Raw genomic sequence first — 12,764 nt, forward strand, 5'->3', positions numbered from 1 at the left:
GGACAGGAGTCTCTACCGATGAAGTTGTCCACCACAGTCAGGGCGAGCGTTTTTGGGGCGTCGCTCGCCACGCTGACGAGCGTCGCCGCGTTTGCGGCCGATGCGCCCGTTCCCAACAAGGGCGACACCGCCTGGATGCTCGTCGCCACCGCGCTGGTGCTGATGATGTCGGTCCCCGGACTGGCGCTGTTCTATGGCGGTCTCGTCCGCAGCAAGAACATGCTGGCCGTGCTGACCCAGGTCTTCGCCATCGTGTCGATCGTGGCGCTGCTGTGGGTGTTCTACGGCTACTCGCTCGCCTTCACCAATGGCGGCGGCCTGAACGACTATGTCGGCGGCTTCTCGAAGGCCTTCCTCAAGGGCGTCGACGTCAACGCCGTCGCGGCGACCTTCTCCAACGGCGTGGTCATCCCCGAGCTGGTCTACATGGCCTTCCAGATGACCTTCGCCTGCATCACGCCCGCCCTGATCGTCGGCGCCTTCGCCGAGCGCATCAAGTTCTCGGCCCTGATCCTGTTCGTGGTCCTCTGGGTGACGTTCATCTATTTCCCGATCGCCCACATGGTCTGGTACTGGGGCGGACCGGACGCCATCGGTGACGCGGCCAAGGCCGTGGCGGCCGCCGGCGCCGACGCGACCGCCAAGGCGGCGGCCGAAGCCAAGCTCGCCGAGGTCCAGGCGGACGCCGGCTTCCTGTTCAAGATGGGCGCGCTGGACTTCGCCGGCGGCACCGTCGTGCACATCAACGCCGGCATCGCGGGCCTCGTCGGCTGCGTCCTCATCGGCAAGCGCGTCGGCTACGGCAAGGAGCTGATGGCTCCCCACTCGCTGACCATGACGATGATCGGCGCCTCCCTGCTGTGGGTCGGCTGGTTCGGCTTCAACGCCGGCTCGAACCTCGAGGCGAACGGCACCACCGCTCTCGCCTTCGTCAACACCTTCGTGGCCACCGCCGCGGCGGCCGTTTCCTGGCTGTTCGTCGAATGGGCCGCCAAGGGCAAGCCCTCGCTGCTCGGCATGGTGTCGGGCGCGGTCGCCGGCCTCGTGGCGATCACCCCGGCGTCCGGCTTCGCCGGCCCGATGGGGTCGATCGTGCTGGGCCTCGCGGCTGGCGCGGTGTGCTTCTTCTTCTGCTCCACCGTGAAGAACGCCATCGGCTACGACGACTCGCTCGACGTCTTCGGCGTCCACTGCGTCGGCGGAATCCTGGGCGCGATCGCGACCGGCATCCTGGTCTCCCCGGACCTCGGCGGCGTCGGCCTCGTCGACTACGCCCTGAAGCCCGGCGAGGCGGCTCCCGGCGAATACGTCATGGCCACGCAGGTCATGACGCAGCTCAAGGCCGTGGCCCTGACGCTGGTGTGGTCGGGCGTCGGCTCCGCGATCCTCTACAAGGTCGTGGACGTCATCGTCGGCCTGCGCGTCACGCAGGAGAAGGAGCGCGAGGGCCTCGACATCGCCGAGCATGGCGAGCGCGCCTACAACTACTGAGAGCTGGCGCGGAGGGGCGCTTCGATCCCCCTCCACATCCTCCCAAACTGGGCGGCGGGTTCACCCGCCGCCCTTTTTTCTTGGCCGCTTCGCCGCCCTGAAAGCGCCGGTCCGGACGGACGATGGTTAAGCAGGCTTTAACCGCGCCGTTCCTACGGTGGATGACCGGGCCTGCGCGATGCGCGGGTCCACCCCCTGTGCACGCGGATCCCGGCTGATGCGGACGACACGAGCGAGCGGTTCGAATTTCGACCACCTCTCGGAAGCCCTGCGAGAATTCATGTGGCGCCGGGCCGCCGAGCTCACCGGGCTCGCCTTCCTGGCCTCCGCCGGCGCCTGCGCGATCGCGCTCGTCTCCTGGTCCGTGCAGGACCCGAGCCTGAACCACGCCATCAATGGCCCCGTCCGCAACCTACTGGGCCGCCCCGGCGCGATCGTGGCCGACGTCCTGATGCAGATCCTGGGGCTCGCCGCCATCGCCGTCCTGGCCCCCCCGGCGCTGGCCGGCGTGCGCCTGCTGTCGGGCAAGCGCCTGCGCCGCGGCCGCATGCGGGTGCTGCTCTGGGTGGTGGGTTCGCTCGCCGCAGCCGGGGTCGCCAGCTCGCTGCCCACCACGGCGCGCTGGCCGCTGCCGACCGGCCTGGGCGGCGTGATGGGCGACTGGCTGCTCTCGGCGCTGCGCTACCTTCCCGGAAGCGGGCACGGACCGGTGAAGCTGGTCCTCATGGCGGCCCTGGGCGTCGCCGCCATCCTGACCCTCTCGGCGGCGGCCGGCCTCGGATTCGACCGCGACGATTCGCCGGAGGCCGAAGCCCGGGAGAGCCGCGCGTCCCGCGCAGAGGAGTTCGACGACGAGGACCGCGGCAGCGAGCCCGGCCTCGCCATCGTGTCGGTCGGCGCCGTCATTCATGGCCTGCTGAGCCTCAAGGGCGCCATCCTGCGCTCCTGGCGCCGCCGTCAGCAGCGCCCGAGCTTCGCCGCCCGCGTACGCGCGGCGATGCCGGCCCATGAACCGGATGAACTGGACGACCTTCCGCCGCGCCCGGCCGGGCGCGTGGAGCCCGGCTTCGCCCGCCAGGCCTCCCCCCGCCAGCCGCCGGGGCGCGAAGGCGCGGTGCGCGACGCGCCGGCCCGCGAGGCCCGGTTCAGGGACGAGCCGCCCGCCTCCCGCCGCGACATTCGAGACGAGGACGAAGACGACGACGGCTTCGACCAGGACCATGGCGGCCCGGTGATCGACGGCGTCGCGGCCCCGCGCGTCGCCGCGCCGGCGCCCGCCCCCAAGCCCGGCAAGCGCCTCGCCAAGGAGGCCCAGCCGTCCCTCCTGGACCGCGACGGCTACCAGCTGCCGCCGCTCGCCCTCCTGGCCGAACCGAAGAAGAACGCCGCGCCGGCCGTCTCGATGGAGGCCCTGGAGCAGAACGCGCGGCTCCTTGAAGGCGTGCTGGAGGATTTCGGCGTCCGCGGCGAGATCATCAAGGTGCATCCCGGCCCGGTCGTCACCCTCTACGAGCTGGAGCCGGCCCCCGGCATCAAGTCCTCGCGCGTGATCGGCCTGGCCGACGACATCGCCCGCTCGATGAGCGCGGTGTCGGCCCGCGTCGCCGTCGTGCCGGGCCGCAACGCGATCGGCATCGAGCTGCCCAACCACAAGCGCGAGACCGTCTTCCTGCGCGAGCTGCTGGCCTCCGAGGATTTCGAGAAGTCCAAGTTCAAGCTCGCCTTGTGCCTGGGCAAGACGATCGGGGGCGAGCCGGTGATCGCCGAGCTGGCCCGCATGCCGCATCTGCTCGTCGCCGGCACCACCGGCTCGGGCAAGTCGGTGGCCATCAACACCATGATCCTGTCGCTGCTCTACAGGCTCCAGCCCGAGCAGTGCCGCCTGATCATGGTGGATCCCAAGATGCTCGAGCTGTCGGTCTATGACGGCATTCCCCACCTCCTCACCCCCGTGGTGACGGACCCCAAGAAGGCGGTCGTCGCCCTCAAATGGGCCGTCCGGGAGATGGAGGAGCGCTACAAGAAGATGTCGAAGCTCGCGGTGCGCAACATCGACGGCTTCAACGCGCGCGTCTCGGAGGCCAAGCAGAAGGGCGAGATCATCACCCGCACGGTGCAGACCGGCTTCGACCGCGAGACCGGCGAGGCGGTGTACGAAGACGAGATCATGGATCTCGAGCCGCTCCCCTACATCGTGGTGATCGTCGACGAGATGGCCGACCTCATGATGGTGGCCGGCAAGGAGATCGAAGGCACCATCCAGCGCCTCGCCCAGATGGCCCGCGCGGCCGGCATCCATGTGGTGCTCGCCACGCAGCGCCCTTCGGTGGACGTCATCACCGGCACCATCAAGGCCAACTTCCCGACCCGCATCTCCTTCCAGGTCACCTCGAAGATCGACAGCCGCACGATCCTGGGCGAGATGGGCGCCGAACAGCTGCTGGGCCAGGGCGACATGCTGCACATGGCGGGCGGCGGCCGCATCTCGCGCGTGCACGGCCCCTTCGTGTCGGACGACGAGGTCGAGAAGGTCGTCGCCCACCTGAAGTCGCAGGGCAGGCCGCAATATCTCGACGCCGTCACGCAGGACGAGGAGGAGGTCGGGGCGACCGGCGAGGAGGCCGAGGACGGCGCCGTGTTCGACAAGGGCGATTTCGGCGCGCCGACGGGCGACCTCTACGACCAGGCGGTCGCTGTGGTGCTGCGCGACAAGAAGGCCTCCACGTCCTATATCCAGCGCCGGCTCCAGATCGGCTACAATCGCGCGGCCTCCTTGATGGAACGCATGGAAAAGGAAGGCATTGTTGGACCAGCGAATCATGCGGGCAAGCGCGAGATCCTGATCGAGCAGCCCGCCGGCCGGGGCGACGCCCCGTTCGACGACGACTGACCGCGCGGCCGGACCGCGACTCGGGCGTCGCGAAACGGCCACAACGCAAAGGTAGTCGGGACGGATGATGAAGTCGGCATCTTGGCAACTGCTCTGCGCTGGCGCCGCTCTGGCGCTCTCCGTCGCGGCCGCGTCGGGCCAGACGCCTGAGGCCGAGCCCGACGCCGCCCCCGCCCTCGCGGCGCCCCCTGCGGCCGCCAAGCCCGCGCCCAAGCCCGCCGCGACGCGCCGCATCCCGCTGCCCCCGCCCCGCCCCGCCTCGCTGGCGTCGGCCGAGGCGGCGCCCGGCGCCGAGACGAAGGTCGCGGCGGCGGGCCCGATCACGCTGCCCTCCGCCCGGGCGCAGGCCCAGCCGGCAGCCGCCGACACGTCGCCGCGCGCCATCGTCGAGCGGGCCAACGCGTCCCTCAACGCCATGAACTCGCTCAGCGCGGAGTTCGTCCAGGTCGGCCAGAACGGGCGCAGGCTGGAGGGCAACCTGTTCGTCCAGAAGCCCGGAAAGATGCGCTTCGAGTACAAGTCCAACCCGGTCGAGATCGTGGCCGACGGATCATCCGTCGCCATCCGCGACCGCAAGCTGAACACCCAGGACGTCTACTCGATCGGCCAGACGCCCCTGAAGTTCCTGCTGAAGGAGCATGTCGACCTCGCCCGCGACACCAAGCTCGTCAGCGCCGACGCGTCGCCCGATCTGGTCAGCGTCTCGCTGGAGGACAAGTCCACCTTCGGCGGCACCTCGCGCGTGACGCTGTTCTTCGACCCGCGCAGCTACGCCCTGAAGCAGTGGCTCGTGGTCGACCCGCAGGGCTACGAGACCAACGTCTCGCTGCGCAACGTCGATCTCCAGGCCAAGCTCGACCAGCGTCTCTTCAACATCAATTTCACCCGCATCCTGAACTAGGCGGGCGACGCCCTGCGGCGCGCAGCCGCTTGCAGGTCCCTCGGCGAACCGGTACGCCTCCACGCGCCGGCCGCCATCGAGGGAACACGCCTTGGGACTGAAAGTCGCCACCTGGAACATCAACTCCGTCCGCCTGCGCTCGGGGCTCGTGACGCAGTTCCTGCAGGATCACGCCCCTGACGTGCTGTGCCTGCAGGAGACCAAGTGTCCCGACGACCGCTTCCCGCTCGGCGAGTTCCGGAAGCTCGGCTATAACCACATCGCGATCCACGGCCAGAAGGGCTACCACGGGGTGGCCATCGTCTCGCGCCTTCCCTTCGAGGAGCGGGGCTCCAAGGTCTTCTGCGGCAAGAACGACGCGCGCCACATCGCCGTGACCGTCAAGGACGCCAAGGACGCGACCGGCGTCACGATCCACAACTTCTATGTTCCCGCCGGCGGCGACATCCCCGACCCCGAGGTGAACGAGAAATTCGCCCACAAGCTCTCGTTCCTCGACGAGATGCGCGACTGGTGCCGCCAGGACCGTCCCGGCGCCGAGCGCGCCATCGTGGTGGGAGACCTCAACGTCGCCCCGCTGGAGAATGACGTCTGGAGCCACAAGCAGATGCGCGACGTCGTGTCGCACACGGCGGTCGAGTGCGAGAAGCTCCTTGGCGTCCAGGACTGCGGGGACTGGGTGGACGCGATCCGCACGCTCACGCCCGAGCCCGAGCGCGTCTACACCTGGTGGAGCTACCGCGCCAAGGAGTGGGAGCTCTCCAACCGCGGCCGCCGGCTCGACCACATGTGGGTTTCGAAGGGGCTCGCCGGCTCCCTCAAGAGCAGCGCGATCCTGCGCGAGGCCCGCAGCTGGGAGCGGCCGTCGGACCACGTCCCGGTGATGATCGACCTGGAGTTCTGAGTCAGACCAGGCCGCCGTCGATGGCGGCGAGTTGGCGCCGGATCCCCTCCAGCCGGTGGGCCGTCTGCTGCGACCGTTCCACGATCGCATCGTGGAGCCGTGCCGCCGAGCCCGGAAACTCCTCCATGACGCGCCGGAAGACGTTGCGGGTGACGCGCAGCACGCTGGCGCTTTCCCGCACGACGGCGGTGGCGGGGCGCTCCGTCTCCACGATCAGCGCCAGTTCGCCCAGAAGCGTGCCCGGCCCGACCACGACGGCCTCGCGCCCGTCGCCGGCGTCCAGCGCGATCCGGCCGCTCGTCACCACATAGCCGCAGTCGGCGGCCTCTCCGGCCCGGAACAGGAGATCCCCGGGCGCGTAGATGCGCGCCTCCGCCGCGAAGGCGATGAGCCGCAGGGCCTCGTCCTCGAGAAGGCCGAACAGGGGCAGGCCGTGCAGCACGGCGATGTCGCGTTTCAGGGCCAAGGAGCGGTCCGGATCTGGCGGATGAAGGGCGGCGCGGCGATCACGGCAGCAGCTTATAGCCGCCGGCTTCGGTGACCAGAATCTGCGCGTTGGAGGGATCGCGCTCGATCTTCTGCCGCAGCCTGTAGATGTGGGTCTCCAGCGTGTGCGTCGTGACGTTCGAGTTGTAGCCCCAGACCTCGGCCAGCAGCACGTCGCGCGTCACCACCTTGCCGTCGGCCCGGTACAGGAAGCGCAGGATGGCGGTCTCCTTCTCGGTCAGCTTCAGCTTCGAGCCGCTCTGCGAAACGAGAAGCTTGGCGCTGGGCCGGAACGTATAGGGGCCGATGGTGAAGACGGCGTCCTCGCTCGCCTCGTGCTGGCGCAGATGGGCGCGGATGCGCGCCAGCAGGACCGAAAACCGGAAGGGCTTGGCGACATAGTCGTTCGCGCCCGACTCCAGCCCCAGCACGGTGTCGGATTCCGTATCGTGGCCGGTCAGCATGATGATGGGCGACCGGAAGCCGTTCCGCCGCATGAGCTTGACGGCCTCGCGGCCATCCATGTCCGGCAGGCCGACATCCATCAGGGCGAGGTCCACGCGGTCGTCCCTCACCATGGCGAGCGCCTTGGCGGCGGTGTCGACGGTGCGGGGTTCGAATTCCTCGTGAAGGGCGAGCTGCTCGGCGAGCGCCGCGGCGAGTTCGGTGTCGTCGTCGACGACCAGGATGCTGCGGACGTTCGACATGGCGTTCCGCTGGTTGGGCGCCCGTGAGACGCCAGGTTGGCGCCCATCGCGCAAAGATGCTTCAAGTAGCGCAGCCGCGGCATGCGCCGCAACCCGCCGCCGCCGCGCAGCCTGCGCGCCGCCCTGGGGATCGAGAGTGACACGGCCGAGCATGCTGCGCCACATCCGCGTCTTGCGGCGTCCGGGCGATCCCAGGCGAGGGCTGTTGATAACGGACGGACGCGCCGTCCCGTGCGCGCTGGGCCGCGGCGGGGTCACCCGCCGCAAGCGCGAAGGCGACGGCGCCACGCCGGCCGGCGCCCTGCGGCCGGTGCAGGCCTTCTACAGGGCCGATCACGGCCAAAGGCCCCGCTGCATGCTGCCGCTGCGCCCGATCCGAGCCCGGGACGGCTGGTGCGACGACATGCGCGACCGCAACTACAATCGGGCGGTCACGTTGCCTTACCCGGCCGGCTGCGAAACCATGCGCCGCCCCGATGCGCTCTACGACATCGTCGTGGAGCTCGACTGGAACCGGAAGCCGGCCGTTCGCGGGCGGGGAAGCGCCATCTTCCTGCACGTGGCGCGAGACGGTTTCCGGCCCACGGAGGGGTGCGTCGCGATCAGGATCGCCGATCTGCGCAGACTGCTGCCCCGCCTGTCCGGCCAGACCCGCTTCATCATCTCCTGATCCGAGGACGCCTTGACCTCCGCCCAACCCGGTCTTCTTTTCGATCTCGACGGAACCCTGGTCCATACGGACCCGGTCCACATGAAGGCGTTCAACCAGATGCTGGAGCCGTTCGGCCGGCAGGTGGACGAGACGTTCTACAAGGCCCACGTCATGGGCCGGCAGAACGCGGCGATCATGCGCGACATCTTCCCCGACATGCCAGAGGCGGAGCGGACGCGCCTCGCGGACGCCAAGGAAGCGGGATTTCGATCCATGGCCGGCCTGCTCGAGCCCTTGGAGGGCCTGGTGCGGCTGCTCGCGGCCGCCGAGCGGGCGGAGGTTCCCTGCTGCATCGTGACCAACGCCCCGCGGGCCAATGCGCGGCTGATGCTGGACGCCCTCGGCCTCGCACGACGCTTCGACGTCATCGTGATCGGCGACGAGATGGAGCAGGCCAAGCCGCATCCCATGCCCTATCTGACGGGCCTCTCGCGACTGGGGGCGGACCCGGCGCGCTCGGTCGCTTTCGAGGACTCCCGCTCGGGCGTGGCCGCGGCCGCAGCCGCCGGGCTGGCGGTGGTGGGGCTCACGACGTCGCTGGACGAGGGCGAGCTGGTCGCCGCCGGGGCGACGCTGGCGGTCCCGAACTTCGCCGACGCCCGCCTCCTGGACCTGGTGCGCGAGCGGACGGGACTGCGCGTGGACGCCTGAGCGCCCGCGCCGGATCGTTTCAGCCGCGATGGCCGAAGATGGCGCTTCCGACCCGCACATGGGTGGCGCCGACCTGGATGGCCGCCTCGAAGTCGGCGCTCATGCCCATCGAGAGCGTCCGCAGCCCGTTCCGCTCGGCGATCACGCGCAGGAGCGCGAAATGCGGCGAGGGAGGCTGGTCGGCCGGCGGGATGCACATCAGTCCCTCGATGGCGAGGCCCCACCGTTCGCGGCAGGCCGTCAGGAAGGCGTCGGCCTCGCCCGGCGGAACGCCGGCTTTCTGGGGCTCCTCGCCCGTGTTGATCTGCGCCAGCAGCCTCGGAGCGCGACCCTGCCTAGCGATCTCCTTGCCGAGTTCGGCCGCCAGGCTCGCCCGGTCGACGGTCTCGATCACGTCGAAGAGCTGCACCGCCTCCCGCGCCTTGTTCGACTGGAGCGGCCCGATCAGGTGCAGTTCGACCCCGCCGAACTCCTCCCGCAGCCCCGGCCACTTGGCGCGGGCTTCCTGGACGCGGTTCTCGCCGAAAACGCGTTGGCCGGCCTGAAGCGTCGGCCGGATCTCGTCGGCGTCGAAGGTCTTGGACACGGCCACCAGCGTGACGTCGGACGGGCGGCGCCCCGCCTCCTCGGCCGCCCTGTCGATGGCGGCCCTGACGAGCTTCAGCCGATCCACGGCGTTGGGGTGATCCATCTCGTCGTCTCCCGCGGGGTTCTGGGCGCGCCCGCCAAACCGTTGACCGATCGCCGCAATCGTGTCCTAGTCCGCCCGAGGCGCACCGTGCAAGCGGGGCGACGCAATGCTTTTGTCCGCGTCTTCCGACTGGAGCCCGATCTGGTCCGGAGGCGGACGACAACCGGGGCCCAAGACCATCGATGACGTCCGAGCGATATAACGCCCGCGAAGCCGAGCCCAAGTGGCAGCGTATCTGGGAAGAGCGGGAGCTGTTCCGGACCCGTAACGACGATCCGCGGCCTCATTACTACGTCCTCGAGATGTTCCCCTATCCGTCGGGCCGGATCCACATGGGTCACGTGCGCAACTACGCGATGGGGGACGTGGTCGCCCGCTACAAGCGCGCCCGGGGCTTCAACGTCCTGCATCCCATGGGATGGGACGCGTTCGGCATGCCGGCGGAGAACGCCGCGATGGCCAACAAGGTCCATCCGGCGACCTGGACCTACGCCAATATCGCGGCGATGCGCTCGCAGCTGAAGTCCATGGGCCTGTCGCTCGACTGGCACCGCGAGATCGCGACCTGCGACCCCAGCTACTACAAGCACCAGCAGCGCATGTTCCTGGATTTCCTGTCGGCCGGCCTGGTCGACCGGAAAACCGCGAAGGTGAACTGGGACCCGGTCGACCACACCGTCCTGGCCAACGAGCAGGTCATCGACGGCCGCGGCTGGCGTTCGGGCGCTCTCGTCGAGCAGCGCGAGCTGACGCAATGGTTCTTCCGGATCACCCAGTTCGCGCAGGAGCTTCACGACGCCCTGGACGGCCTGGAGCGTTGGCCCGAGAAAGTCCGGCTGATGCAGCGGAACTGGATCGGGCGCTCCGAGGGCCTGATGGTGCGTTTCGCACTCGATTCGAACACCGCGCCCGCAGGGCACGGCGAGGTCGAAGTGTATACGACGCGGCCTGACACGCTGTTTGGCGCGAAATTCCTGGCCGTCGCTCCCGATCACCCGCTGGCGCGCGCCTGCGCCGAGGGTTCGCCCGATCTGGCCGCCTTCATCGAGGACTGCAAGCGCACCGGCACGGCGCAGGAAGCGATCGACAAGGCCGAGAAGAAGGGGTTCGACACCGGCGTGAGGGCGCGCCATCCGTTCGACCCGTCCTGGGAGCTGCCGGTCTACGTCGCCAACTTCATCCTGATGGAATACGGCACGGGCGCGATCTTCGGCTGCCCCGCGCATGACCAGCGCGACCTGGACTTCGTCAACCGCTACGGGCTGGGCGCCACCCCGGTCGTCTGCCCGCCCGACGTCGATCCGGCCTCCTTCGTGATCACCGACGTCGCCTATGACGGCGACGGGCGGATGATCAATTCCCGGTTCCTCGACGGCATGAGCACGGCCGAGGCCCGTGAGGAGGTCGCCCGCCGGCTGGAGCGCGCCACCCTGGGCGGCCGCCCCGTGGCGGCCCGCAAGGTTAACTTTCGGCTGCGCGACTGGGGCGTCTCCCGCCAGCGCTATTGGGGCTGCCCGATCCCGGTCATCCACTGCGACGACTGCGGCGTCGTGCCGGTTCCGATCGCGGACCTGCCGGTCAAGCTGCCGGACGACGTCTCCTTCGACGAGCCGGGCAACCCGCTGGACCGCCACCCGACCTGGAGGCATGTCGACTGCCCGCAATGCGGCAAGCCGGCCAGGCGCGAGACGGACACGATGGACACCTTCGTGGATTCGTCCTGGTACTATTCCCGTTTCACGGATCCCTGGCTCGACCAGGCTCCCACGGATCGCGCCGTCGTCGACCGCTGGCTGCCGGTGGACCAGTATATCGGCGGGATCGAGCACGCGATCCTTCACCTGCTCTATTCGCGGTTCTTCACCCGCGCCATGAAGCAGACCGGCCATGTCGGGCACGACGAGCCCTTCGCCGGCCTGTTCACGCAGGGCATGGTCGTGCACGAGACCTACCGGACGCAGGACGGCGCCTGGGCGAGCCCCGCCGAGATCAGGATCGAGGCCGAGGGAGCCAGCCGCCGCGCGACGCTCCTGTCGAGCGGCGAGCCGGTCGAGATCGGCTCGATCGAGAAGATGTCGAAGTCGAAGCGCAACACGGTCGACCCCGACGACATCATTGGGACCTATGGGGCCGACACGGCGCGCTGGTTCATGCTGTCGGACTCGCCTCCCGAGCGCGACGTGATCTGGACCGAGGAGGGCGTCCAGGGCGCCGCCCGCTTCGTGCAGCGGCTCTGGCGCCTCACGGGCGAGATCGCCCGCATGGCGGCTCCCCTCGACGCTCCCATGCCGTCGGCCTTCTCGGACGAGGCCCTGGCGATCCGCAAGGCGGCTCACCGGGCGCTGATCAGCACCGAGGAGGACGTGGAACGGCTCCGATTCAATCGGTGCGTCGCGCACGCCTATGAACTCGCCAACGCGCTCTCGTCCGCCATCGGCGCGGTCGACAGCGCCGAGCGGCCGGCCGATCTGGCCTGGGCCTTCCGCGAGGCCGGCCAGTTCCTGATCCAGATCGTCGCCCCGATGATGCCGCATCTGGCTGAGGAATGCTGGGCCGCGCTGGGCCATGGACGGATGGTCGCCGACCAGCCCTGGCCGACGGCGGACCGCGACCTGGTCGTGGAGGACGAGATCACCCTTCCGGTCCAGATCAACGGCAAGAAGCGCGCCGACGTCACGGTGGCCCGGACGGCGACGCCGGCGGAAGTCGAAGGCGCGGTGTTGCGTCTCGACGCCGTGCTGCGCGCCCTGGAAGGGCGGCCGGTTCGCAAGGTCGTGGTTGTTCCCCAGAGGATCGTCAATGTCGTCGCCTGATCGCCTCCTGCGCGCCTGCCGCTCGGTCCTCGTCCTGGGCGCGCTGGCGCTGCCGCTCGGCGGCTGCCTGCGGCCGCTCTACGGCGAGGCGAAGATCGGCGGAGGGTCGGTCGACGCGGGCCTGAAATCCATCGTCGTCGATCAGGTTCAGGACCGGCTCGGCCATTACCTCGTGGAGGAGCTCGGGTTCGAGCTGAACGGATCCGGCGAGCAGGTTCCGCACCGCTACCGGCTGACCATGAACGTCCGCGAGAACGTCCAGGCCGCGATCGTCAACACGGCCACGGGCCGGGCCGACTCCGCCACCATCATGGCGACGGTCGATTTCGCGCTGGTCGAGATCAATGGCGGCCGCGAGATCATGCGCGCCAAGGCCTTCGCGTCGGCGTCCTATGATCGGTCGCCGCAGCGATTCGCGGCGGTCCGGGCGGCCCGCGACGCCGAGATTCGCATCGCCAAGACCCTGGCGGACCAGCTCCGCACCCGCATCGCCGCGAAGCTCGCGACCGGGACCTGAT

11 protein-coding genes are annotated in these 12,764 nt (G+C 69.5%); 8 read left to right on the forward strand and 3 right to left on the reverse strand.

What is annotated here, in order from left to right; genetic code table 11:
* Nucleotides 1-18 precede the first annotated feature (18 nt).
* From ACYVO7_RS10860 to xth, 4 genes are all read left to right on the forward strand, one after another.
* Nucleotides 19-1,491: an ammonium transporter gene (locus tag ACYVO7_RS10860; RefSeq protein WP_460449843.1), complete on the forward strand. Its 1,473-nt coding sequence runs from the start codon at nucleotides 19-21 to the stop codon at nucleotides 1,489-1,491.
* A gap of 217 nt (nucleotides 1,492-1,708) precedes the next feature.
* Nucleotides 1,709-4,381 carry a DNA translocase FtsK gene (locus ACYVO7_RS10865; RefSeq protein ID WP_460449844.1) on the forward strand — a complete coding sequence of 891 codons (2,673 nt, stop codon included), beginning with the start codon at nucleotides 1,709-1,711 and terminating at the stop codon, nucleotides 4,379-4,381.
* 67 nt (nucleotides 4,382-4,448) lie between these two features.
* Nucleotides 4,449-5,282, forward strand: a complete 834-nt coding sequence (locus tag ACYVO7_RS10870; protein ID WP_460449845.1) for a LolA family protein — start codon at nucleotides 4,449-4,451, stop codon at nucleotides 5,280-5,282.
* Between the two features lie 91 nt (nucleotides 5,283-5,373).
* Nucleotides 5,374-6,186 (forward strand): exodeoxyribonuclease III, encoded by an 813-nt coding sequence (gene xth / locus ACYVO7_RS10875; RefSeq protein ID WP_460449846.1) that lies wholly within the window; start codon nucleotides 5,374-5,376, stop codon nucleotides 6,184-6,186.
* A gap of 1 nt (nucleotide 6,187) precedes the next feature.
* Here xth and ACYVO7_RS10880 read toward each other — a convergent pair whose 3' ends face one another.
* Together ACYVO7_RS10880 and ACYVO7_RS10885 are read right to left on the reverse strand one after the other, a co-directional pair.
* Complete coding sequence (locus ACYVO7_RS10880) at nucleotides 6,188-6,652, reverse strand: cyclic nucleotide-binding domain-containing protein (protein WP_460449847.1); 465 nt, start codon at nucleotides 6,650-6,652, stop codon at nucleotides 6,188-6,190.
* Between the two features lie 40 nt (nucleotides 6,653-6,692).
* A complete protein-coding gene (locus ACYVO7_RS10885; RefSeq protein ID WP_460449848.1) occupies nucleotides 6,693-7,379 on the reverse strand; it encodes a response regulator transcription factor in 687 nt (228 codons plus the stop codon).
* A 151-nt stretch (nucleotides 7,380-7,530) separates the two neighbouring features.
* Between ACYVO7_RS10885 and ACYVO7_RS10890 the strand changes: the two genes are divergently transcribed.
* Entirely contained in the window at nucleotides 7,531-8,049 is a 519-nt protein-coding gene (locus tag ACYVO7_RS10890) for a L,D-transpeptidase family protein (RefSeq protein ID WP_460449973.1), read from the forward strand.
* 12 nt (nucleotides 8,050-8,061) lie between these two features.
* Nucleotides 8,062-8,742, forward strand: coding sequence for an HAD family hydrolase (locus tag ACYVO7_RS10895; protein ID WP_460449849.1), 681 nt, complete (start codon nucleotides 8,062-8,064; stop codon nucleotides 8,740-8,742).
* A 19-nt stretch (nucleotides 8,743-8,761) separates the two neighbouring features.
* Here ACYVO7_RS10895 and ACYVO7_RS10900 read toward each other — a convergent pair whose 3' ends face one another.
* Nucleotides 8,762-9,433: a YggS family pyridoxal phosphate-dependent enzyme gene (locus ACYVO7_RS10900; protein WP_460449850.1), complete on the reverse strand. Its 672-nt coding sequence runs from the start codon at nucleotides 9,431-9,433 to the stop codon at nucleotides 8,762-8,764.
* Between the two features lie 182 nt (nucleotides 9,434-9,615).
* Here ACYVO7_RS10900 and leuS point away from each other — a divergent pair, with 182 nt between their 5' ends.
* Both leuS and lptE read left to right on the forward strand, forming a co-directional pair.
* Nucleotides 9,616-12,246: a leucine--tRNA ligase gene (gene leuS / locus ACYVO7_RS10905; RefSeq protein ID WP_460449851.1), complete on the forward strand. Its 2,631-nt coding sequence runs from the start codon at nucleotides 9,616-9,618 to the stop codon at nucleotides 12,244-12,246.
* Nucleotides 12,233-12,763, forward strand: coding sequence for an LPS assembly lipoprotein LptE (gene lptE / locus ACYVO7_RS10910; RefSeq protein WP_460449852.1), 531 nt, complete (start codon nucleotides 12,233-12,235; stop codon nucleotides 12,761-12,763). Before leuS ends, lptE begins: the two co-directional genes overlap by 14 nt.
* Nucleotide 12,764: the final 1 nt, after the last annotated feature.

Source organism: Alsobacter sp. SYSU BS001988, assembly GCF_054796215.1.

Bases quoted from the DNA above. Each gene is read 5' to 3' on its own strand.
- ACYVO7_RS10900 (WP_460449850.1), bottom strand. From the start codon at position 9,433: ATGGATCACCCCAACGCCGTGGATCGGCTGAAGCTCGTCAGGGCCGCC.
- ACYVO7_RS10870 (WP_460449845.1), top strand. From the start codon at position 4,449: ATGAAGTCGGCATCTTGGCAACTGCTCTGCGCTGGCGCCGCTCTGGCG.
- ACYVO7_RS10865 (WP_460449844.1), top strand. From the start codon at position 1,709: ATGCGGACGACACGAGCGAGCGGTTCGAATTTCGACCACCTCTCGGAA.
- lptE (WP_460449852.1), top strand. From the start codon at position 12,233: ATGTCGTCGCCTGATCGCCTCCTGCGCGCCTGCCGCTCGGTCCTCGTC.
- ACYVO7_RS10860 (WP_460449843.1), top strand. From the start codon at position 19: ATGAAGTTGTCCACCACAGTCAGGGCGAGCGTTTTTGGGGCGTCGCTC.
- ACYVO7_RS10890 (WP_460449973.1), top strand. From the start codon at position 7,531: ATGCTGCGCCACATCCGCGTCTTGCGGCGTCCGGGCGATCCCAGGCGA.
- leuS (WP_460449851.1), top strand. From the start codon at position 9,616: ATGACGTCCGAGCGATATAACGCCCGCGAAGCCGAGCCCAAGTGGCAG.
- ACYVO7_RS10885 (WP_460449848.1), bottom strand. From the start codon at position 7,379: ATGTCGAACGTCCGCAGCATCCTGGTCGTCGACGACGACACCGAACTC.